General features: G+C 55.6%; 15 protein-coding genes and 2 pseudogenes. 8 read left to right on the forward strand and 9 right to left on the reverse strand.

All coding sequences use genetic code 11. The features are described from left to right. Positions 1-8: 8 nt before the first annotated feature. Genes FHT86_RS34760 through traI form a run of 4 tightly spaced genes read right to left on the reverse strand, consistent with a single transcriptional unit; the run spans position 9 to position 2231 of the window. Positions 9-308 (reverse strand): conjugal transfer protein TrbD, encoded by a 300-nt coding sequence (locus tag FHT86_RS34760; RefSeq protein WP_133704211.1) that lies wholly within the window; start codon positions 306-308, stop codon positions 9-11. Beyond that, positions 301-654: a TrbC/VirB2 family protein gene (locus FHT86_RS34765; RefSeq protein ID WP_133704210.1), complete on the reverse strand. Its 354-nt coding sequence runs from the start codon at positions 652-654 to the stop codon at positions 301-303. Before FHT86_RS34765 ends, FHT86_RS34760 begins: the two co-directional genes overlap by 8 nt. Then, positions 644-1603, reverse strand: a complete 960-nt coding sequence (gene trbB / locus FHT86_RS34770) for a P-type conjugative transfer ATPase TrbB (RefSeq protein ID WP_133704209.1) — start codon at positions 1601-1603, stop codon at positions 644-646. Before trbB ends, FHT86_RS34765 begins: the two co-directional genes overlap by 11 nt. 1 nt (position 1604) lies before the next feature. Continuing rightward, on the reverse strand, positions 1605-2231 hold the full coding sequence (gene traI / locus FHT86_RS34775; RefSeq protein WP_133704208.1) for an acyl-homoserine-lactone synthase TraI: 627 nt from the start codon (positions 2229-2231) through the stop codon (positions 1605-1607). Between the two features lie 854 nt (positions 2232-3085). On the opposite strand from traI, the gene repA reads away from it, so the two are divergent. The 3 genes from repA (at position 3086) to repC (ending at position 6662) form a co-directional block, all read left to right on the forward strand. Next, positions 3086-4300: a plasmid partitioning protein RepA gene (gene repA / locus FHT86_RS34780; protein ID WP_133704207.1), complete on the forward strand. Its 1215-nt coding sequence runs from the start codon at positions 3086-3088 to the stop codon at positions 4298-4300. Next, positions 4297-5292 carry a plasmid partitioning protein RepB gene (repB, locus tag FHT86_RS34785; protein ID WP_133704206.1) on the forward strand — a complete coding sequence of 332 codons (996 nt, stop codon included), beginning with the start codon at positions 4297-4299 and terminating at the stop codon, positions 5290-5292. Before repA ends, repB begins: the two co-directional genes overlap by 4 nt. Positions 5293-5447: 155 nt before the next feature. After that, positions 5448-6662 (forward strand): plasmid replication protein RepC, encoded by a 1215-nt coding sequence (repC, locus tag FHT86_RS34790; RefSeq protein ID WP_133704205.1) that lies wholly within the window; start codon positions 5448-5450, stop codon positions 6660-6662. 421 nt (positions 6663-7083) lie between these two features. On the opposite strand, the gene FHT86_RS34795 is transcribed toward repC, so the two are convergent. The 5 genes from FHT86_RS34795 to FHT86_RS34815 all read right to left on the reverse strand — a co-directional run bounded on the left by FHT86_RS34795 (position 7084) and on the right by FHT86_RS34815 (position 12437). Then, positions 7084-7551 carry a ProQ/FINO family protein gene (locus FHT86_RS34795; RefSeq protein WP_133704204.1) on the reverse strand — a complete coding sequence of 156 codons (468 nt, stop codon included), beginning with the start codon at positions 7549-7551 and terminating at the stop codon, positions 7084-7086. Positions 7552-8046: 495 nt separating this feature from the next. Next, entirely contained in the window at positions 8047-8928 is an 882-nt protein-coding gene (locus FHT86_RS34800) for an MBL fold metallo-hydrolase (RefSeq protein WP_133704203.1), read from the reverse strand. 43 nt (positions 8929-8971) lie between these two features. Beyond that, positions 8972-10144 carry a site-specific integrase gene (locus tag FHT86_RS34805; RefSeq protein ID WP_133704202.1) on the reverse strand — a complete coding sequence of 391 codons (1173 nt, stop codon included), beginning with the start codon at positions 10142-10144 and terminating at the stop codon, positions 8972-8974. Between the two features lie 140 nt (positions 10145-10284). Continuing rightward, the gene (serA, locus tag FHT86_RS34810) at positions 10285-11523 is read right to left on the reverse strand and encodes a phosphoglycerate dehydrogenase (RefSeq protein WP_133704201.1); all 1239 of its coding nucleotides are present in this window, start codon (positions 11521-11523) and stop codon (positions 10285-10287) included. A 623-nt stretch (positions 11524-12146) separates the two neighbouring features. Beyond that, entirely contained in the window at positions 12147-12437 is a 291-nt protein-coding gene (locus FHT86_RS34815; protein ID WP_183869031.1) for a hypothetical protein, read from the reverse strand. Between the two features lie 166 nt (positions 12438-12603). On the opposite strand from FHT86_RS34815, the pseudogene FHT86_RS34820 reads away from it, so the two are divergent. The 5 genes and pseudogenes from FHT86_RS34820 to FHT86_RS34840 form a co-directional block, all read left to right on the forward strand. Then, positions 12604-13209: pseudogene (locus FHT86_RS34820) on the forward strand (RHE_PE00001 family protein); the annotation flags it as partial. A gap of 57 nt (positions 13210-13266) precedes the next feature. Beyond that, positions 13267-13779, forward strand: a pseudogene (gene tnpC, locus FHT86_RS34825) (IS66 family transposase); the annotation flags it as partial. A 318-nt stretch (positions 13780-14097) separates the two neighbouring features. After that, positions 14098-14367 (forward strand): GMC oxidoreductase, encoded by a 270-nt coding sequence (locus FHT86_RS39005; RefSeq protein WP_409527646.1) that lies wholly within the window; start codon positions 14098-14100, stop codon positions 14365-14367. Between the two features lie 707 nt (positions 14368-15074). Next, complete coding sequence (locus FHT86_RS34835) at positions 15075-16160, forward strand: hypothetical protein (RefSeq protein WP_133704200.1); 1086 nt, start codon at positions 15075-15077, stop codon at positions 16158-16160. 6 nt (positions 16161-16166) lie between these two features. Continuing rightward, positions 16167-23071: hypothetical protein (locus tag FHT86_RS34840; RefSeq protein WP_183869033.1), on the forward strand; the 6905-nt coding region annotated here is incomplete at its 3' end.

Consider the following 23071-nt stretch of genomic DNA (forward strand, 5'->3'; position numbering starts at 1 on the left):
CTGGCTCCTCAATACCGGCGCCACGGTGAGGTGGTCGCCCTATAGTAGGCACGGTAGGAAATATGACGGATATAGGCCCGGCGCATCAACGGATCGGCCTTCGCCATCATTCTCAAGAACCCGACCACCACGATCCACACTGCAACCCCGAGGACAGCCGAATAGACCGTCAAAACAACGAATACCAGGATCACCGCCGCAAGCCCGGTGATCAGCACAAGCTCTCTGTCACCCCCCATCAGAAGATTCGGCCGCGATAATGCTCGGTGAATGCGATTGCACCGAAGTCTGGATTGAGATTCAGCCATGGGCCCCCTCCCCTCCACTCGCAAAGCCTGTTGAGATACCGATCGATGCGCCCGTAGCGCCGAAAAGCCCGACAATTTGCGTTGCGCCGAGAAGAATGCCGGCGACGAGAACCACGTACATCAAGCGGCGCGCAAAATCGTTGAGTTCTCCGCCAAAGATCAACATACCGCCAGCGATCGCGACTGCAGCGAGCGCAATGTATCCAGCGACGGGTCCGGTGATGGACTGCTGTATCTGTTGGAGAGGACCTTCCCACGGTAGTCCACCGCCGCCCGAACTGGCAAAAGCTGGCGATGCCAACAGGATGATGGCAAACGCCGCAACTGGTCTTTGATCAAGCCGCATCGCGCGCGTCCTCTCCGTAAGGTTCAATTTGGTACTGGCCGCCGGCAAAGCGGCTGACATGAATGATTTCAGCTACCCGACGCCCTCTTGGCGTTCGCTCAATGAAGATGACCAGGTCAACGGCGTCGCCGATCACAGCCTGCATCGGTTGCTGGCTTGCCTCTGCGGTCAATTGCTCAAGCCGTTGTAATGCCGAGCGCGCGGAATTCGAATGAATGGTGGCCAGGCCGCCTGGGTGACCGGTATTCCAAGCCTTCAGCATCGTTAGCGCGGCGCCGTCCCTGACCTCGCCCACGATGATCCGGTCCGGGCGTAGGCGCATCGTGCTCTTGAGCAGGCGTGCCATATCGACGGTATCGCTGGTGTGAAGGCAGATGGCGTTGTCGGCGGAAGATTGTATTTCGGAGGTATCCTCTAAAATCACGAGACGATTTTGTGGTTCGTGCGCTACGATTTCCCCGAGGATCGCGTTGGTCAGCGTCGTCTTTCCGGAACCCGTGCCGCCTGCCACGATGATGTTCAACCGTGAGGCTACGGCGTTGCGAATGACAGCAGCCTGGCTCGCGGTCATTGCTTTGTTGGTCACGTAGTCGTCGAGAGCTATAAGCGTTGACGCCCGTCTTCGAATTGTAAACGCCGGACCGGCGACGATTGGAGGCAACAGACCTTCGAAGCGGTGACCTCCTATCGGCAACTCGCCGGACACGATCGGCCGGTCATCGTCCACTTCCGTGTTCAACACATGTGCGACGCTGCCAATAATCGTCTCGGCTGCCGCCCGCGACATTTCGCCGGCGGCGAACATTTTATGACCAAGTCGTTCGATATAGAGCCGCCCGTTTGGATTGAGCATGATCTCAACGACACTTGGATCATCGAGGGCGAGGCAGAGATGGTCGCCCAATGCGTTCTGCAGTTTGGTCACAAGTCTTGGCAGGGAGAGCGTCATGTCAGGCTGCCCGATGGCGCGCAGCGATAAGACCCGATGTGTAGTCACTGGGTCTCAGACGCTCGAAACTCGATTGATCGGCCGGAAGGACACCCGCGACGCTGCGGGTTTCATTGATCATCCGCGGCTCACCAAGTCGCTTCATCGGCCAGCCGGCTCGATTGAGGATCCTCTCGAACCGCACGTCGGTTGCAGTCGCGATCTCCGTCAAGCCGTGGAGGAGACACCAGTCGACGATGCCGGCAAACATAGTCAGGGTAGCACCGTGGAGGGCCCCCCCTTCCCTCCCCTCCTCGTAAGTCGTATCGACGCAAAATCTCGAGCTTTCCACCATTTGCTCATGAGCGATCAGTCGGCCGTCGTGCAGCAGCTGGGGAAACACTGAATCCAGCATCGTGGTGCCCATTGCCGGCAGAAGGCGGGCGCAGCCCACGACCGTATCCAGTGCGCCGAGGGCGATGATGTAAGTTGGCGAAAGACAATCAAACTGATCATATTCGCGACCGTTGACCGAATGGACGTTCCAAGCCAATCGGCCCTGGAATATACGTGCCCTCAAGCAATGCATCTCATCGACGATGCGCCGCTCTGCCGGACTACTCGGATTGCTGATGGCGATGATATGCATCGGGGCAAATCTCCATGTGGTGACCGCGTAGAGATTTGCCGGGCGGTGGCCGTCTAATCTACTCGCAAAAGTGTTAGCGGCAATTTCTGGCCAACGACGCGGAGCGCATTCGAAGACGCAGCGGCTTCCGCAGCCCGTCCAATCGTCATTGAATGCTGCTCCCACGATGATGGCGCGGCTTGGCGACGACGTTGGGAACCGTATTGGTAACGAGGACCTGTGGGCGGGACACGCGAACGTGCCGACACCCGCGACCATTCCGCTGCCTGATCGCGCACGCTGAGCTGCATTCCATTTTCAAAAATGTACGCAAAGGAAACGGGCATTCCTTTGCGCCCGTGGAAACCATGTGGTTCGGCGCCAGGGGGAATGGCTGGTTCTTCTCACTCGTTTGAAGCCCTTCGGCAGCTCCGGATGTGGGCCTACTAACAGAAATGCGAGTTGGCGCAGCCAATGCCTTTGACCATCATCCCGTCGTTCCATGCCGACGAAGCAACAGGGTGTCGTCATGGCAGACGTGCAATGAACTTGGGGAGCCTGACGATGCTGAGTCGCGGTAAGACCGCGGTTGAGACGCCCTTGTAGGGTGGTTCGTTCGGGTTGGATCGCTTAAGTCAGGAAGATTCACAAGATAATGCAACTTATGGAAATGAACGCTTGCTGTTGTCTAAGCTGTTGCATTCATTCGGTAAGCTGAAAATGGTGACGGGAAACATCCAGCGATCGTGGTTTTTGCTAAGGTTTTGTTAACCCTATTTTTCTTGCCCTAATGCGGGAATCGGGTCTTATTGCGTGTGTGCGGAGTTAAGCGAGTGGTTCGTGAAATACCGCAGATAAGGCGAATGGGCAACATCATGGCTGAGACCGCAGAAGCGAAATCGAAGAATTATTTCGGGCTGAGGTCCATTATTGCTCGCCACGCTTCGTCTCTCTCAGCGCAGCTCCAAGCGCATCACGCCAATATTTTTCCGCCGCATGCACGCAAGGGTATTCGAACTTTCTCACCGTCCGAAACTGCGAAGCTCCTTGGCGTTGCCGAGGGTTATCTACGAACGGTAGCATCGGAAATGCCCGATTTCAATGTGGCCCAGGGCGCAGGCGGCCGAAGGATGTATTCGGTCACTGATATAGCGACCGTCCGACGACATCTCGACCAGGGCTCGAGGGCCAGCGGCCGTTACTTGCCCCACCGTCGTGATGGTGAGGATCTGCAGGTGGTTGCGGTTATGAATTTCAAGGGTGGATCAGGCAAGACGACAACATCGGCCCATCTCGCGCAGTATTTGGCCCTTCGCGGTTTTCGTGTCCTTGCTATTGACCTCGATCCTCAGGCTAGCCTCTCTGCGTTGTTTGGAAATCAGCCGGAAATTCATGTTGGTCCGAACGAAACGCTCTATGGCGCCATTCGCTATGATGAGGCACAGCGTCACATGAGCGAAGTTGTCCGGGCAACCTATATCCCCGATCTCCATCTCGTGCCGGGCAATCTCGAACTGATGGAATTCGAGCACGATACCCCGCGGGCGCTGATGAAGCGACAGGCTGGCGATACGCTTTTCTTCGCTCGTGTCCAGGCGGCTATCGCACAGGTCGAAGAGAATTACGACGTCGTCGTCATAGATTGCCCTCCCCAGCTTGGATTTTTGACCCTATCGGCGCTGACTGCCGCAACGTCTGTTTTGATTACAGTCCATCCACAGATGCTGGACGTGATGTCGATGAACCAGTTCCTTGCGATGACCAGCGATCTTCTCGACGAGATATCCGCCTCGGGCGCCGAAGACCGTCACAAGTGGATGCGGTACTTGATAACCCGTTTCGAGCCAACCGATGGCCCTCAGAACCAGATGGTCGCGTTCCTTCGGTCGATTTTCGCCGAGAACGTCATGATCAACCCGATGCTGAAGAGTACAGCAGTCTCGGATGCGGGCCTGACCAACCAGACCCTTTTTGAAGTTGACCGCGGCCAGTTCACCCGGACAACTTATGATCGGGCACTCGAAGCCATGAACAACGTTAACGGTGAGATCGAAGCCTTAATTAAGAAGGCATGGGATAGAGCAGCATGAGCCGGAAGGACATATTCGCCCATCTGAAGCCGACCGCCAATCCTGTCGAGGGAGAGATGGCAGGAAACTTTGAGCGTCCCCTGCTCGGCAAGACGAAGCCGATGTCGGCCGTTACCAAATCACTCGGGGATCTTAACGACCGCAGTCGGCGAGCCGACGACATCGAGAAGCGGCTGGCCGAAGGCCAGGCCGTGGTCGAAATGGACGTCTCCGAGATCGATCCGTCATTCGTACAGGACCGCATGCCTGGCGATATCGAAAGCCTCGTCGCTTCGATCCGCGAACAAGGCCAGCAAGTGCCGATTTTGGTGCGCCCTCATCCCGAGCGGGTCGGCCGGTATCAGGTAGCTTTCGGCCACCGCCGGCTTCGTGCCGTTACCGAACTCGGGCGTCCCGTCAAGGTGATCGTCCGCGACCTCTCGGATGAGCAACTCGTCATCGCGCAGGGCCAAGAAAACAACGAGCGGCAAGATCTCACCTACATCGAGAAAGCCCGCTTTGCCGACAAACTCAAGGCCCGTTTTTCTCGCGACACGATCATGGCGGCGCTATCGGTACAGAAAGGCGATCTTTCTTTGATGCTATCGGTCGTGGCCCGTGTTCCTGTTGAACTCATCGAGGCTATTGGCCCAGCGGCTGGCGTTGGACGCCGAAGCTGGGTCGATTTCGCAGATTATCTTGCGGTCGGCACCAACATGGACAAAGCGATCGAGATCAGTGGCTCCCCCGAGATACGGGCCCTCCCCTCCGACGAGCGCTTCAGGGTCATTCTGAAGGAGGTGAAGCCGCGATCGGAAGCCCAGCCTGCGGACGATTGGGCGACGCCGAATGGCCATCGTCTTGGTCAGATCAAAGCGGGTAAGAACAAGGTGGATATTTCCATCGATCGAAAAGCAACGCCGGAGTTCGCAACATTCGTTCTGGAACGTCTTCCGGAGCTGTTCGACGAATTTCGCTCGAAACAATCGGATCAACGGAAAAACGGAGAATAGATAGCAAAAAGAAAAGGCCCCAAAACGTCGCCGTTCCGGAAGCCTCATCTCTCTTGTAGCAAAGCAGAGAATCGCACTTCCAGAAACCATCGTCAAGAGTCTTTGGCATCGTTTTGGTGAGCACTTTCCTTTTGCCTTTCGAAAGGTGAGAGAAAATGCAAACGGGAAGTGTAACGACGCCATTTGGGCGGCGGGCGATGACGCTTGCGCTTGTCCGTCGCCAGCAGGCGTCGACAGATATCAAGGCAGGTAAGACCGCAGATAAGTGGAAAATATTCCGCGACGCTTCTGAGGCGAGGGAGTACCTTGGCCTGCAGGATCGGAGCCTGGCGGTTCTTGACGCCCTTCTGAGCTTTTATCCGGAGAACGAACTCCGCCAGGATGCGCAGCTGGTGGTCTTCCCATCAAATATACAACTCATGCTTCGAGCTCATGGAATGGCCGGCGCGACGCTGCGGCGCCATTTGGCGATTCTGGTGGACGCCGGTTTGATCGTCCGGAGAGACAGCGCTAACGGCAAAAGATATGCTCGAAAGGATGGCTCGGGCGTGATCGAAAGTGCCTACGGGTTTGATCTGTCGCCGCTTCTGGCACGTTCGGAAGAATTGGCGACGACCGCCCAGGATGTCGTGGCGGCGCGTACGGCCTACCGAAAAACTAAGGAAGCGCTGACGATCTGCCGACGTGATGTGCGCAAGCTGATTTCAGCGGCGCTTGAGGAGGGCGCGGTTGGCGATTGGGAGGCCGTGGAGGCGGTTTACGTGGCGCTAGTCGGGCGGATCCCTCGGTCGCCTACCGCCACCGAAGCGACCGGCATCCTCGAAGAGATGGAACTGTTGCGTGAGGAAGTACTCAATCGATTGGAAATTCAAGGGAAAACAGAAAATATCAGCAGCAATGCTGCTCATGCTGAGCAGCACATACAGAATTCAAAACCCGAATCCACACCTGAACTTGAACCATGCTCCGAAAAAGAGCAGGAGGCGAAGTCCGGTAATAGGCCACAGCCTCTGGTCTCGCCGCTAAAGGCCTTGCCCTTAGGACTTATGCTGAAAGCTTGCCCTCAGATTGTGGACTACGGGCCCGGCGGGTCGATCGATAGTTGGCGCGATCTGATGTCCGCAGCGGTGGTGGTGCGCTCAATGCTTGGCGTAAGTGCTTCCGCCTACCAGGACGCCTGTGAGGCCATGGGTCAGGAAAATGCGGCAATCGCGATGGCTTGCATCCTCGAAAGGGTGAATTTTATCAACTCTGCCGGAGGCTATCTTCGTGACCTGACCAGACGTACAGAGCGAAGCGAATTCTCAGTCTGGCCGATGGTCATGGCCCTGCTGAAAGCGAACTCTGGCAAAAGCATCGGAACCGGATGAAAAGTTTGCCGCGGCAAACTTTTTGTTTTGATCGCCGGTTGGACTGAAGGGGATCTCGGTTTTGGGATGTTTGCCGCGGCAAACTTTTCGATCTCTTATCGTCGCAGAAGGAAATTGACCGATCATCGGCTGCGGTCCGTTCCGCTCTGGTCTCGTCGCTTGGCAGGTAATCGTGACAATGGGACCGTTACGGTATTGGGCAACGTGCGGATGGTAGAGGCAGATTTCCGTGGCTCAATGCACCTAGTAGAGGATAAGCAACCGTTTTCTTTGAAATTGCAGGCCAACTGCCAAAATGCCTGACGATTGTGCACGCCGCCATCGACTCTCAGTCTAAATGGAAACGACTTGGGGCTGTTCTCAAAATTTAGCGCCCGTTACCAATTTCACTGATCAGGCGATATCCGAAAGGCGAAAGACCCTATGCCTGGCCGGCCCGCGAAAGCAGACCGGCGCGGATTTGCGCGGTCTTTGACATAGGCGGGGGTGGGTCCGGTTGCCTGCGCGGTTCCTGCGTGGTTTGAGTGGGTTGCGTCAAACGGGCAAAATGTTGCTGTGCAGCAGATCGATCGTCGGGCGAAAGTGGCTCGACGGGTTTGCCGTCAATGCCATGGCGCATCGAATCAGCTTGAGAGCAAGCGAGATAGTAGCGCTTGGAGTGTGCGAAAGCGCCCGTTGCGCGGCGCAGGGCGGTCACCTTCGCGCCTGGCCGCAATAGTGCGCGAAGCTCGTTCCAGAGTCCGAGCGCGAATGGAAGGATTGGATCCCCAGGGGACGCGGGAAGCACGGCGACCGGACGGACCAGTAGCACATTGATCGCCTCCGCCTTTCGAACGTCAAGTTCTGTTGACGCGATCGGTCCGCGGCCCGCGCTCCAAGGGCTTTCCATGAATTATCTCCTCGCAGGCTGGTTGTCAGCGAACCCTGAGATGACAGCAGAGTTATACAGAAATATGGCAGGAAACCGGTTTGTGGAAGTCCCGCCCTGCTGCGGCTTTGCAACACCCGAGCTGATGGTGCTGCTCAGGTCGAACGGTGCGGTGATGCAGAGGGCGTCGTGATCATCTTCGCCGAAGGCATCATCGCGTCGGGTGCGCAGACGCGCTTCGAGGTTCTTGACCAGCCAAGGCTACCGAACAGCGCGTCAGGCGCAAACGCTGGTCTGATGCTGGACAAATTTGCGGACCAAAAAAGCGCGCATCTATTCATTTCGATGCATAGATGCGCTTAGCACCGCCGCCGGACTACTGCCGGCATGGTCATTTACGAGGGGCATGCTTCGGCGACGGGCCCAATGGGTGTAGTTCTGTGGAGGACACCAAAATGGAATGGGATCAAAATTGCCATTCATGAAGCTGACGGGAAGGTAACGGTGCGACTGGATTCATTCCAATTTCGTCCCCTCTACCTGCGCTTGGAGGGTAGCACCAAGGTTCGTCGCGTGGCATTGTTCGTAGAATTTAACCAGATGATCCGGCATATCGTCCGGAATCGGCACGAAATCTTGAAGCCGACAACCGCTTTTTTCGCTTAGCACCGGGTCTGCGAGCTGCGTTTCGCTCAAAGCAGCGACGCGACTGGCAAGACCTTCGAAGTAGGATAAATTCTTGCCCACCATTGAAGGAGAGAACGTCCTACCATGGGCGGGAATGACGAACTCGGCATTGAGGTCATGGATGCGCCTGAGTGAAGCGTAGAGCATGCGAAGATCATCTGAATTTCTGCTCCAGACCTCAGGAATTGGATACTCTACCGCGTCAACGGCTAAGCACACGCGGACTTCGGGGATCCATACAGCAATGTGGTCGGGGGTGTGTCCTGGTGTATGAATAAGCTCTAGCGTGAGATCGCCACCATGGATGGACATTGAGCCTGCGAAGGTGATGTCCGGACCAACAAGCTCGACATTCTGAAATCGGGCGTCCTCCTTTGCCTTGTCTCTTAGGACCTGAAGGGCGGATGGATCATGCAGGCGTTCGAGCGCGGCGGCATGCGCAACAATAGAAGCTTTGCCCGCGATAGCGGCGTTGCCCCAGAAATGATCCCAGTCCATATGTGAGTTGACGACGACCAGGGGACGTTTCCCGGTCTTTTTCTCAAGCAGATCCAGCGCTGATTGGCAAAGCTCAGGTGTGCCAAGTGTATCGATCAGGACGTTAAACCGTTCGGTGCGCACAAATACGCCGTCAACTTCGTCTCCCGCCCTGACAATTACAATTCGATCATCAAGCCCAGGATAGGTGCATAGTTCGACGGATATACTCATGCGAGGCCCCCTCCTCATTGAACCCGGCTTTTTCATTAGGGTATCAGACGAGGAGCCGCGCTGCTCGTCCGTATTTTCGCTCAGCGTTGTTGTAGTAGCTAGCGGCCTGCGTCACCGACTTGTGCTGCGACTGCTGCATGGCTTCAGGCAAGGGAATGCCACGGTTGGCAGCCTCTGTTAGATAACCAGAGCGTAAGCCATGTGCCGAGAACATCATCGGATCAAGTCCGGCCTGTTTGATGCGTGCCTTTAGGATCAGATTGACCGACTGCGGCGTCAGCGCACGTCGATCGATATTGCCCCATTGATCAATACGCCGGAACACCGGTCCGGTGTCGATCTTGGCCTCCGTCAGCCATTGCTTCAATGCGGTCACCGGCCGGCCGATCAGTACCACCTGTTGGTCGTCATCGGCTGTCGTCGTCTTGGTCCGGCCAAGATGGATGATCAGACAGGGGAGGGGAGGGGAATTCGCGTCGGTTGGGTCGGCGCGCACCGGTTCTTCATCGGCGAGGTCCTCAACCCGCATTGCCGCCATTTCCGATCGCCGTCGGCCGCCCGAGGCGAAAGCGACCAGTAGCAGCGCTCGATCGCGGTGATCGACCAGCCGGTCGCCGGCGCAGACGGCCAGCAGTTTCGCGAGGATATCACCGGTCACCGCGCGGCTGCTCTTGCGCTGTCGAGGCCGTTTACTGGCTTTCACTGCGAGCCGTAAGGCGGTCTTCACGGAAGGCGCGCCAAACGCGCCGGTGAGGCCGCGCCAGCGCGTCAGGATCGACCAGGAGGTAAGGCGCCGACGCACTGTGTCCGGCGCATGCGGACCATCGGCTCGCAGCAGTCCGTCGGCCCGCAATCCCGCCTCGACCTCGGCCGGGATGCCGTGGCTCGGATCCTCGGCGCGCTCGGCCGGATCCCAGAGATGGTGGGCAACAAATTTGAGTAGCAGGCTTTCGGGCGCCGGCCAGGGCAGGGCAGCGCCGGTGGCGAACTGGCACCAGGCCTCGAGATAGCCGAGGTCGGAGGCGAGCGCCCTGAGCGTGTTATCGCCCATGCCTTGCTGCGCCAGATGCTTGAGCGTGGCGACGTCGTCGTCGGTTAACAGCGTTGCCAGCTGATCACGGCGATCGAAGGGCAGGATGGCGTCAAGCGCGTCAAGCTCCTCGGCGCGACGCAGCACCGGATCGGCGGGGGAGGGCAGGGCTTTGGGCTTCGGCATGACGGTGTCGGGCGCTGTGATTTGGCTTTTCCTATTTGACGAGACTCACCCTCATTGCCTGCAATCCTAACCTGATTTGGTCGATAACGGCGATAGAACTGCGCGAGAAACACTCAGAGTATGCGGATTTCCCACCGGCGTCAGTAAAGCAATCGCGCCCGGATCGTTCCCGGAATCTGGCGAAGCGCATCAAGTATGTCATCCGCTGTCTCACCAACGCCCTCGGCTTCAATGACCACGTAGCCCGTTTCTCCATATGTCTGCAGGAACTCACCGACGATATTAAGTCCACGCGACGAAAAAATCGTATTCAGACTGTTTAGGATGCCAGGGCGATTTTCATGAACATGGATGAAACGCGTGCCGTTTGGACGTTGCGGCAGTTGGACCTGGGGAAAATTGACCGCGCCCAGCGTCGAGCCGACGTCAGAATATTCGACAAGCTTCCTGGAGACTTCCCCTCCGATGCGCTCCTGGGCTTCTTCGGTCGACCCGCCAATATGCGGCGTCAGAATTACATTATCCAAACCCTGCAGCGGCGTTTCGAAACGCTCTTTATTTGATGCCGGTTCTTTCGGGAACACGTCCACAGCCGCGCCTGCGAGATGTCCTTCTTTCAGAACCTTCGCAAGCGCTACAAGATCCACCACGGTTCCGCGGGAATTATTGATGAAAAGGGCTCCCTTCTTCATGCTGCGCAGTTCGGTCTCCGTTATCATGTTTTGCGTCGAACTGGTTTCGGGAACATGCATCGTCACGAAATCCGAGATTTCGAGAAGCTCGCCGAGCGTAGCCATCGATTCTGAATTGCCGTGACGAAGCTTGTCTGAAGGATCAAAATATCGCACCTTCATACCCATGCTTTCCGCAAGAACGCTAAGCTGTGAACCGATGTTGCCGTAGCCGACGATGCCCAGCGTTTTTCCGCGCGCCTCACGACTGCCTACGGCAGATTTATCCCATCCGCCCTCATGAGCTGAAGCCGAACGCGGGAAAATCCGCCGAGTCAGCATTATGATCTCACCGATCACAAGCTCAGCGACCGAGCGGGTGTTCGAATAGGGAGCGTTGAATACGGGGATCCCGCGTCGGCGGGCCGCATCCAGGTCGACCTGATTTGTCCCCACAGAAAAGCAGCCGACCGCCATGAGCTTTTTGGCGGAGCTGAAAATTTCCTCTGTCAGATGGGTGCGTGAACGAATTCCGACTATATGCGCCTCGGCTATGAGGCTTTTGAGCTCCTTGTCATCCAGAGCTTTCGGCAGATGAGTGAGATTGACGTAGCCGGATGACGAAAAGTGGTCCACAGCGCTCTGGCTAATGCCTTCAAGCAGCAGTACGGAAATCCGATGGCGCGGAAGAGAAAGCTGTCGGGTCATTGAATTGCTTTCGATTGTCGAATTCGATTGGGCCGAGCTCGCTTGCCGGCCACAAAGGCCCACAGAGATGGCAACATGGTTTAGCGACCATCGAGTGGACGGCGCAAGAACAAACTCCACTCCGCGGGCGAAGCCAAGCGCCGCTTTGTTGAGTTGGCGCGCGCGCGCAGCGTCATGCGGCCACGCCTCGCTCCAAGTGACCGAAGGCCGCCCGTCCACGGCGGAAGAGCACAAGATATCGGCGAATCCTGATCCAAATCGCATTCCGGAGCATAGGGTTTGGCACTGACTTTAGCGGTTCTGCGACTCCAAATCCATCACTATCGATACGTGATCCTTATCGATAGCGAAGTATCGTTCTCAAAGTCGTTATCAGTGACGGAAGTTAGAGATATATTTGCTTCCGATAGGAAAAGGAACAACGTTAATTCATATGGTTAACGCGATGGAAATTGGGAAGTTCACGGATGGATTTTGGATGCTGCGGCGATTGCGGGCGCGCCGTCGCACGCGCGGGTCGACGGGAAGATCGCCGATCGCGGCGGTGGATCGTAGGTGTGGCGTATCGTGGTGATGATGAATTGCCGAACGCTGAAATCGCTGCACCCAAGCGACAATCGACATCAATGACTTGTCGGCCGAGACATCGACGGCACGAGCGCTAAAGCGGCGCGCATGTCCGTCGAGACCGGCGGTGCGGCGATCTTGTGAAAAAACTCGTAGTTCTCGAGGCTGAAATGCTCGTCGGTACCGGTAACGGCAACGGTCCAAAACTCCGAGGCCGCTCCAAATACGGTCGAAATCTGCACGATCTCGATGTCGTGCGGCTCGGTTGCGGGCGCCCCTGGAACCGGTTTGGGGCGAGCCCAATAGAAACCATGCGCTTCCAGCTGTTCGATGCCGATGAGTTTCATGCGATCCCCTCCTTCGCCTGGAACGGGACGATAGCGCAGTTTTTTGACAGAGTCGCACTCAGGGAGGGAGTTTCACCGGAAATGATTATCGAACAGCCCAAAAGGATGAGCTCGATGAACTTGAGCGGGGAAGGCGAGCGGCGTAGCGGCGCTGGCAGAGGCCATTGCGGGGGCGCGGTCTTGCTCCCGCGAAAAAGACCCGTTGGTCTTCGACCTCGATTGGGACAAAGGCGAACGCCTCGATGAATGGCGCGGGGTGCTCCACCAGATCGCGGATCTGCCACCAATGCTGCAGGCGATCGTCGCGCTCGATGCCTGGAACGAACTGGCCGCGCTGCAGCATGCACCGTGGCCCGGCCGGCTGTTTTGCGCTGCCATCCTGCGCCAGGCCGGCGTCACCACCGGCGCCCATCTCGTCGCCTTCAATCTCGGCCTCAAAACCGTTCCCGTCGATCGGCGCCGGCATCGCGACCGCGAGACGCGGCTGCTGGCGATTGCGCATGGACTTCTGGCGGCCGCCGAGATCGGCCTGAAGGAGCATGACCGGCTGGCGCTGGCGCGACAGATGATCGAACGCAAATTGACAGGAAGACGAACGGCTTCGAAACTGTCGGAACTGGTCGAACTGGTGATGGCGAAGCCATTGGTGTTGGCCGGGATGGTGGCGAAGACGCTGGGCGTGACGCCGCAGGCGGCGCGGCGCATCGTTCAGGAGCTCGGCTTGCGCGAGATGACGGGGAGGGGGAGGTTTCGGGCGTGGGGTGTGGCTTAACGAACTGCGCGATCTAGTGCATAAAACTGGCTGGCAAGTTTTGATCCCGAATACTTCGTCACTCGCCGCCCAAAATACGCTTGCCGCGCCTGCACCGATGGCGTTGTGCAGGCACCCGCTCCGACACGACTGATCCACGCCGGATTGCCCACTGAGGCAACCATCGCGCATGTGCTGGTGTCCAAATACGCCGACCATTTGCCGCTTTACCGACAAGCCCAGATCATGAGCCGCCAGGGGATTGATCTCGACCGCTCCACGCTTGCCGATTGGGTCGGTCGGGCAGCGTTCGAACTGCGTCCGGTCTTCGACGCTCTGATTGCCGATCTGAAGCGATCGACGAAGCTGTTCATGGACGAGACCCGTGCACCGGTCCTTGATCCCGGCTCCCGCAAAACCAAGACCGGATACTTCTGGGCACTGGCCCGTGATGACCGACCGTGGGGCGGAGGTGCGCCGCCGGGGGTGGCCTTCACCTATGCTCCAGGTCGCGGCCGGTTATATGCCGAGCGGGTATTGCAAGGGTTCGCTGGCGTCCTTCAGGTGGACGGCTATGCCGGATACGGTAAAGGCACGGTATTCGATCTAAGCGATCAGCGCCGGTTCGACCCAGACGACATCAGGCCGGCGGCCGTCGATAGCAACCGGCGGCTTCTTTGTGGTAAGCCGGTCGAGCAGGCCGCTGTGTCGACCTCGAGCTTGCGCGCGGCGGCAACGATAGCCAGGAATCGATGGGTAACCGAGTCAATTTTGGAGAAATCCAAGACATCGAATCCGCTACGTGTTCGTTGCAGATGGGTGTATTAACGCGGCAGACAATATTACATACCGAACGAAGTTCTGAATCTCTTTGGATTAGGCGGCGCAAGGACGCTTTCGTCCTTAGACATCCATCTTCGATCCGTTGCACACAATTTTCAAGGCATCGGCCATCCGGCTGGGACACTCAGAGTGGGTGACGTGTCGCGAACGGCGATAGTTGACCGAAATCTGAGGGCTTATGCTTTTCCAAACCTCTTTCTTCTTAGTACCGCTGTTTTTCCAACGATTGGGCACGCTCAGGGAACATCTTGTGTCTTTCTGCCTGAAGCGATCGAGGAATTTCGGCAGCCCGCCATGGTCTTCAAAGCATCCGCGATATCTTTGTCGTCAATTTGAGCAAGTTCGCTGCATTTCGGTATTTTGAACCATGATGATCTGGTGTTTGGGCGGGAACTAATATTTCGCGGTGCACGTGTAGAATCAATCAAACTATAAGCAAGGTTTCTGAAAATTCATTTTCGCATCATTTTCGCTTCAGTTTGGCTTAATCTCCGCAGAAGGCATGTTGTTACACTCGTCCTCTTTAGTTGGCGGACGATTAATTTGTGGCATTTCTCACGATTTTGTGATCGGGAATTATTTTCACCTGAGGTTGTATTCAGAAGAACGCGCCGCTGCCCTAGCGGAATTTTACTTCCCGACATCTGCTCTGATTGTTTTGTAGACTGCCTGCGTTCCGTAGAGATGTCCGTTTACTCACCGCGAGCGGCGCGCTTTATTTCGGCGGGAAACGGTCGTCATCGGGAAACGCGTTAGACGTTTAACGTGTGTTGATCACTGTCGCAGAGCTTGCGCCAAATAGCGCTTTCTGTATTCGTTAAGCAGCGGCTCAAAGCTGCAAGGAAATAGCGGACCACCTTTTGGGGCAGAAATTGTAGGCGCGTTGGGTTTCATTTTATAGAGTCAATTTACGTTCGTTCGCTCTGAACGTCGGCGTATACATCGCCAAAGAACATAAAAATTCGAGTTTAAACCTCAGCAGTACGTCCCATTGTGCTGCTGACCTGGATTTTTGCTGTCAATTGCTGAGGAAGCGTCCAGAAATGACATATCGTTCCATCGCCATCTTTCTGGCGGTTGTTCCAGCTCTTCTAGCTGCCCCGCCATCTAGTTTGGGTGAGCGTGTTCGTTATCCTGTCTCGAGAAGAGAAGTGTCGACAATTCTGCGGTCCCTGATTCTGTTTGTCTTTGCGATTGGAGGCATATCAGGGCCAGCAAATGCCGCCGAACTAAAGTCAGACAACAATTCCTCTGGGGTTGTCGCATTACCCTTCGATGTAAGGAACGGCGCGATTGCTGATGCGATTACCGGTCCGATGATTGTTAATCCGAGGCAGCAGGATGAGCTTCATCCAACCAATGCCAATGCTGTTCTCTATGACATGTCATTCCTCACGTTTGTGCGCCATCACGACCAAAGCAGTGCAGAGATAACCATAGCCGCTGAGCCGGATACAACAGGCAGCGATCTGTTTCTCTTTGATAAAAATGGACTTTTAATTAAGCCAGCTCCAGCGAGCGTGGATGTCGACAAGGCTACATTCGATGCATTCAAGGCATCTCATCGTCGCGCCAATGTCGATATCCTCGCAGACGACCCACAGGGCAAATCTCACCATATTACTATGACCTTCGGCGGAGACTTAGATCTCACAGTACTCAATAAGATCACAGATCATCCTGAATGCCTGACCTTTCCCGAAAGAGTGCGAGTCACGTGGGACGACGAAGCTTACGACGTCGTTGTAATAATGCCTGCCATTTATAATAAATATGACGGAATAATAAACTATTACGATCAAGATTGCGTTTACAACAAAATACAGACAAAGAATTCCTCTTTTGCAAACTTGTCGTTGAACGATTTGCCATTCCCAACAAGCTCAAATTTCTATATTTCATCGCTTCATTCTATTTATGTGATACCGATATACTTTTTCGGTAAGCAAAGCATAAATAATAATAAGGTGGTGTTTGGATATGATGCATTTGAAAGATCAATTGCGCGGACGTATCAGAACTTTTCTAAGTCAAATGCCAATAAATCGAAGTGTATGAGCACGGCTCTAGACTGCGCTCAAGCTATCTTGGATGGCGCTATGCACGCTTTGGTCCAGCAGAGGGGCTAATTTATTATGGCGAATACTCAACTAACAAGAGAACAAATCGAAGCCTTGGCACGTTATGCGGTTGGTGTAGGATCGGAAGGGGGTATCGCTCCTGGGTTGAGCTTACCGGGTTGGTCCTACAAATTCGATGCCAATGGCAATGCAGTGGCCCCTCAGTATCTCACCATCAATGGGAAGACAGTAAACGATGTCTCTGGCTATTCGATCGGAATCCTGCAAACCGATTTTGGGCAGCGACACGCCAAAACGTATGCCACTGCATTTCAAAATTTCCTTGTTGATTTTGAAACGTCACCACAGGCGGAGGGCCTGACTGCGGAAGAGTTGCTGACGGCTATTCCTAAAGCGCTAATGATGCAGAAACCCGCAATGATTGCTAATCCAGCGTCAATGCTCAACGACCAAGAGTTTAGCGCACTTAACAGCTTTTTGCTTACGCCAGAGGGCGTGACCGAATCGAATTCGTTCGACCAAGCAATTATCAACTCTCTCACGTCCCAAGGGCTTCAAGCGGCCAATCTAGTTGCCAACAGCGGTGGGGATCTCCGCGCTCAGCAGGAAGCAGCTACTATTGCAATGAAGCTCCAAAATCAAGCACCCGACCTTGTCGAGCATTTTACATTTTATCTACAAGATGCGGCGAGCAATGATCACCCAATAAATGCTGATGATATATCGATATGGATCGACAATGAGCCCGCTCTCACCGCTCTAACCGCTGGCGGTGTAAGTAATGCGAACCGGGTTGCAAATACATTCCTCGAACTTCAGAGCTCGGAAAACCCCCTCATCCAAGCAGTATATAATGATATAGTAGATAATTCTGCAGCAGCTCCATCTCTTCTGGATGACAGCGACGGTCTATACGATCTTGGGCTAAAATTACTGACATCACCGTCATCTGTTAGCAAAATTCTCTCGGCGTTTGGTGGATCAGGTTATGGGGGAACTGGAGGTACTAAAATTGGTCAAGACGGATCAATTCCCCTTGGCTCATCGGGTACAATTATAGATTCGTCAGGAAACGTGCTGATCTGGAATAAAGACGGTACCGCCTTTGTGATTAAGGGTGACCAGTCAATCCCGTTGAGTGGAATTGATGCAATTCACCGTCAGGATACAGCTTCATTTTCGGCAACGTTAAAGGATGGCAGCTCCCTCTACTTTAGCGCCCCAAACCTGGGCGGGCATTGTTTCCCAGCCAACACGATGGTCTCGCAGGCGGATGGAGCTACAAAGCAAATATCAGAAATTCAAGTAGGTGAGCGCGTTTTAGCTTTCGACGAGTCGGCGAACAACTTGAATCCTCCATTAAGTCTTGCTCGGATAAGACGGCTATATCGGGGTATAACCGACGAGTGGCTGCTACTCTCAAATGGTGTTTCGGTAACCCCTGGGCATCGTTTTCTTAACGAACACGGTGGGTTTGAGAGGATCGACGAGCTTGTTGCGCGTGGCGGCTCCATCGTTTCGGCCGAAGGCGCGCTGCTCTCCGTGACAGCGGAGCGCATCATCTACTCGGAAGTCACTCGTCATCTCTACGAGGAGGCGGAAGAGGAAATCTACGAGACAACTGGAAACCTAGCTCTCAAGCCTCGTACGCAGCTCGGATGGCGTACATATAACTTAGAGGTCGAAGGCCTCCATACCTATATTGCTGGCGGAATCCGCGTTCACAACGACAGCTTAGGTGACACGCTTTTAGCGGAAGAGGAATTCCAAAATATTTACGGGGTTGCCTTTGATCCCCAAAGTCAGGCCGATCGCGACCAGCTTGCTCAGGATATCAAGAACAATGTCATCGACGGTGGTGCGTTGACCAATTCCATCGGACCGGATGGCGATACGACCGCGTTGGAAGACCGGCTGGACGGAGACAATGATCGAATAGCGTCTCAGATCGCGGACGCCAACGGCGATACGACCTTTGTGGATTCCTACGGTGATCAGATCGAAGTCAATTCAAGCCGTCAGGAAGTCAGCGAAATCATCCCAGACGGCCAGGGTGGCACAACGACCATCTCGTATGGCTACGCTGCCGACGGAAGCCAGTATGTCGCCAGCCAAGTGGATCGGAACAGTACAGGCCAGGTTACGACGAATATCGCCAATACCGCCGATGCAAGCTCCGGCGCCGTAACGCTTTCCGACGACGTAACCTACAACGGTTCTGGCGGCAGGGTTAGCGACGTCACGACCGACACGAATGGCAATATCCTCAATGAGATTGATTACGGGGCCGACGGGTCAACCGTCGCCTCAAGACAGCAGTCTTCTTATGATGCTTCCGGAAACCTGCTATCCTCGAGCGAGGTCGACTACAACAGCTCCGGCCAGCAAACGGATGCGTTCACCACCGATGGCGACGGCAATCTGACGAGCTACCACGACAATGCCTCAGATGGCTCGGCTACTCAGTACGACTACAACAGCGACGGCTCATATAACGTTTCGACATTTGACAAGAGTGGCGATCTCGTCAGCCAGCAGGAATATAATAGCGACGATATCCTGACCTCTGAGAAAGACTATATCAATGGCTCGCTTGGCGAATCGACTGCCTTCGATGGGACAACCGGTAACCTAACTCAATCGACCCAGTACGACCCAACGACGGGTTCGGTAATTTCCAGCCAGAATGTCAACTATGATGGCAACGGGGTCGAGGTTGACGAGACGATAACAGGCAGCATTAGCCCGGATCACGATGTTAGCGGTGTTATCGCTGGCGACAGTGGCGAGCTTTCCGGAAGCGAGGGCATCAATTCGGGTGACCTCATCAATGACTTCAATCTGCAGGGCGGAGGTGGTGATACATCGCAGCTATTCTCGGATGTAAACTCGCCGACCTCTCCGATCCTGGTGTGGGATCTAAATCCGTCATCTGCGAACTCGCCTGTTGCTGCCTCCGAGACACCTTTCGACGATTTCACAACGTCATCGGACGATCCAGCCTCGGATTCGGGCTCATCGTCATACAAGCCGATCTACGAGACGTCACCGGGAAGCGACCCCAGCGGCGGCAGCTCTCCTCTAGGTTCCGGGTCGCTCACATTGCCCTCCCAGTCAGAGACCAATGGTGAGCAATTCGACGATTTCGTTAGTGAGTTGAATAATGTCTATACTGGAAACGTCTACATCATTTCGCCGACCGACCAGGTCCTGACACCGCAGCAATATGAAGCGTTGGACCCGACTGACCAAGTTTACACGGCCTACTTCTCGGATAGTGCGAACGACGAATATTATCCTATGTTCGAGCTCGAAAGCGCGATGAACAACGTGTTGTCCATGTCCGGCGATGTGGATTCGTACCTCAATAATTCGTCAAACCCGAGCGCATCCTACGACGGCATCATTGAATCGACTTACCAGGATATAGTTGAGCCATATGCCGGCACCTATGACGGGCCAAGCAATCCGTCCGACGCTGGCGCATACGAGTCACCGATATTCAGTTTCGTGACGGAGTCGATGGCGGACGATGAATCGGGCCTCTATGACGCAGTTCTCGATGGCCCGGACTATTTCACGGATTATTTTGACGATTCCGGCAGCTACAGCGATAGCCCGGACTATGACTATTCTACGGTCTTTTCGTATTCTGAAGACGACTCAGGCTACGATTATTCGTCAAGCGACGACGAGGATTGGGGCGATGTTGGCGGAGATAGTGGAGATTTCGGCTTCGACGATAGCTCCTTCTACGACGACTTTGGTTTCGACTTCCCCCTTGTTCTCAATCTTTCCGGGAAGCAGGTTCATACCGTAAGCGCACAGGCATCTAACGTTCATTTCAATGTCACTGGCAACGGGGCAAACGTTCCGACGGGTTGGATAACGTCCGACGAGGGTTTCCTGGTCCTTGATCCGAATGGCGAAAACATCACCAGCGGCGCACAATGGATCCCATCTTTCGGCTTCCTGCAGCAATATGACGTGAATCACAACGGCGTATTGACTGCCCGGGAAGCAGACGCCGCAGGCATTAAGGTTTGGATTGACAAGAATTCCGATGGCGTGACGGAACCTGGCGAGCTCTATACGCTGGGCGCACTTGGTATCGCCTCCATCAATCTAAAGTCCACAATCACCGGAGCCTATGACAACGGCAATTTCATTGCGAACGACTCGACGTTCACCTGGTCGAGTGGTGGCACTGGCGACATTGCTGATACGTATCTGATGAATGGTGCCACGAGCGTCGGTGATCGCGCGTACAAGACATCTGGCAGCACGACCACAATAGCCGCGGACGGAACCGTCACCGAAATCCTCACTGGTTCGAACATCTCGATCGATATGGCAGCCAGCGGCGTGAATTCGGTTATCGACCAAGGCTCGAGTGATGTCATCGCCGCCGGAAATGCCTCCGGCGTGACAATTGTAGGGGGTACCAACTCCATCCTCGAAGCGTCATCGGCTGCGAAGGCGACCATCACTGGCGGAATCGACTCCAAGATCTACGGTGGCTCAGGCACCGACTTTTTGATCGCCCGTTACGACGGCACTGTCATTACCACTGGGACAGGTTCGAACACCGTCGAAGTCGATAGTGATGACAACACGATCAACGCGTCTGCGGGCACGGCAACCATCATCCTCGATGGCACATCGAACACAGTGCTCTTCGGTACAAATGCCGCTGCGAAGATCAATGTCAATGATTCCGGCAATACCATTAACGGCAGTGATGCTGCCATAGTTGTCGCGGACAAGGTCGTTGCGACAATTACCGGTAACGACGACAGGGTTTCGGAGGGCGGATTTGCGGCCCTAACGGTCAACGGATCCGGAGCGACCGTGGATATCACCGGTTCTTCGTCGCTGGCGAGCTTGAGCGGTGGCTCGGTAAGCCTCGAAGCGAACGTATCTGACGCCACAGTACGTGGCAATAGTGATGCGGTGACCATCTTCGGATCAAGCGTATCCCTTGCCCTCGAAGGCGCTGGAGACACGGCGACTATCGCCAATGGATCGGTAACGCTGGGTTCCGGTTCTTCCGTTACCATCAATGGTGACTTTAACACGATCAGCGAAGTTGGCGGCGACACGGTCACGTCGACTGCAAGCAATGATGATGTCGAGGTGTCCGGGACCGGCAATGCGGTGACAGTCCTTGGAGGTACGATCACCCTTCAGAGCGGCGCAGGCCTTACCCTGACAGGAAATGCAGCCTCGGTATCGGAACAAGGCAGCAACACACTGACTGTCAACGGCAGTGGCGATGTCCTCGATGTTGCGGGGACTGGAAACAGGGCGACTGTAAGCAACGCTAGCATTACGGTTGAGAACAGTTCAGCCGTGACGATCTCAGGAAATGCCAACGCGATTGCTGTGCTTGGAAACGCGACAATTACCGCGACCGGAACAGGCGACACGCTCGACGTCTACTTTGGTGGTAATGACATCACCGTCGGCAATGCGGACGTCACAATAGAAGAGTTCTCGAGCGCTACGTTGCGAGGCAACAGTCTGACGACGACAGTTGCTGGAAATGACACGGTTGTTTTTACAGGTTCAGGTGCGCTCGTAGACATCGGCGGAGCAGGCAACGCGCTGACGGTGACGGGAGGGACACTCGCCCTCGAGCAAAGCGCGTCTGTTTCCATTGCTGGCAATTCGGATGCGATTACCGAACTTGGCAGCGCGACGATCAGCTCGACGGGCACGGGCGACAGCCTGATCGTGTCCGGGACAGGCAATGTGGCAACGCTGACCGGTGGACAGGTCACTGTACAGAATGGCGGCGGCGTCACGCTGCACGGCAACAATTTTGCGATCACGGAACAGGGCAACGCCTCTGTCGTCACCAGCGGCACCGGAGAAACGCTGGATGTGCAAGGGGCTGGAAATACCGCCACGATCGGTAACGGCGTGGTCACCCTTGAGGCTGGGGGAGCGCTGAGTCTTACCGGCAATTCGGATGCGATTACCGAACTTGGCAGCGCGACGATCAGCTCGACGGGCACGGGCGACAGCCTGATCGTGTCCGGGACAGGCAATGTGGCGACGCTGATCGGTGGCCCGGTGACGGTTCAAAATGGTAGTGGCGTCACGCTCTATGGCGATAACTTTACGATCACGGAGCAGGGCAATGGCTCTGTGATCACCAGCGGCATCGGAGAAACGCTGGATGTGCAAGGGGCTGGAAATACCGCCACGATCGGTAACGGCGTGGTCACCCTTGAGGCTGGGGGAGCGCTGAGTCTTACCGGCAATTCGGATGCGATTACCGAACTTGGCAGCGCGACGATCAGCTCGACGGGCACGGGCGACAGCCTGATCGTGTCCGGGACAGGCAATGTGGCAACGCTGACCGGTGGACAGGTCACTGTACAGAATGGCGGCGGCGTCACGCTGCACGGCAACAACTTTGCGATCACGGAACAGGGCAACGCCTCTGTCGTCACCAGCGGCACCGGAGAAACGCTGGATGTGCAAGGGGCTGGAAATACCGCCACGATCGGTAACGGCGTGGTCACCCTTGAGGCTGGGGGAGCGCTGAGTCTTACCGGCAATTCGGACGCGATCACCGAACTTGGCAATGCGACGATCAGCTCGGCGGGCACGGGCGACAGCCTGATCGTGTCCGGGACAGGCAATGTGGCGACGCTGATCGGTGGCCCGGTGACGGTTCAAAATGGTAGTGGCGTCACGCTCTATGGCGATAACTTTACGATCACGGAGCAGGGCAATGGCTCTGTGATCACCAGCGGCATCGGAGAAACGCTGGATGTGCAAGGGGCTGGAAATACCGCCACGATCGGTAACGGCGTGGTCACCCTTGAGGCTGGGGGAGCGCTGAGTCTTACCGGCAATTCGGATGCGATCACGGAGCTTGGCAGCGCGACGATCAGCTCGACGGGTACCGGCGACAGCCTGATCGTGTCCGGAACAGGCAATGTGGC

The sequence above is a fragment of the Rhizobium sp. BK313 genome, from assembly GCF_014193655.1.
GTDB lineage: Bacteria > Pseudomonadota > Alphaproteobacteria > Rhizobiales > Rhizobiaceae > Rhizobium.

Bases quoted from the DNA above. Each gene is read 5' to 3' on its own strand.
- FHT86_RS34760 (WP_133704211.1), bottom strand. From the start codon at position 308: ATGGCTGAATCTCAATCCAGACTTCGGTGCAATCGCATTCACCGAGCA.
- FHT86_RS34765 (WP_133704210.1), bottom strand. From the start codon at position 654: ATGCGGCTTGATCAAAGACCAGTTGCGGCGTTTGCCATCATCCTGTTG.
- trbB (WP_133704209.1), bottom strand. From the start codon at position 1,603: ATGACGCTCTCCCTGCCAAGACTTGTGACCAAACTGCAGAACGCATTG.
- traI (WP_133704208.1), bottom strand. From the start codon at position 2,231: ATGCATATCATCGCCATCAGCAATCCGAGTAGTCCGGCAGAGCGGCGC.
- repA (WP_133704207.1), top strand. From the start codon at position 3,086: ATGGCTGAGACCGCAGAAGCGAAATCGAAGAATTATTTCGGGCTGAGG.
- repB (WP_133704206.1), top strand. From the start codon at position 4,297: ATGAGCCGGAAGGACATATTCGCCCATCTGAAGCCGACCGCCAATCCT.
- repC (WP_133704205.1), top strand. From the start codon at position 5,448: ATGCAAACGGGAAGTGTAACGACGCCATTTGGGCGGCGGGCGATGACG.
- FHT86_RS34795 (WP_133704204.1), bottom strand. From the start codon at position 7,551: ATGGAAAGCCCTTGGAGCGCGGGCCGCGGACCGATCGCGTCAACAGAA.
- FHT86_RS34800 (WP_133704203.1), bottom strand. From the start codon at position 8,928: ATGAGTATATCCGTCGAACTATGCACCTATCCTGGGCTTGATGATCGA.
- FHT86_RS34805 (WP_133704202.1), bottom strand. From the start codon at position 10,144: ATGCCGAAGCCCAAAGCCCTGCCCTCCCCCGCCGATCCGGTGCTGCGT.
- serA (WP_133704201.1), bottom strand. From the start codon at position 11,523: ATGACCCGACAGCTTTCTCTTCCGCGCCATCGGATTTCCGTACTGCTG.
- FHT86_RS34815 (WP_183869031.1), bottom strand. From the start codon at position 12,437: ATGAAACTCATCGGCATCGAACAGCTGGAAGCGCATGGTTTCTATTGG.
- FHT86_RS34835 (WP_133704200.1), top strand. From the start codon at position 15,075: ATGACATATCGTTCCATCGCCATCTTTCTGGCGGTTGTTCCAGCTCTT.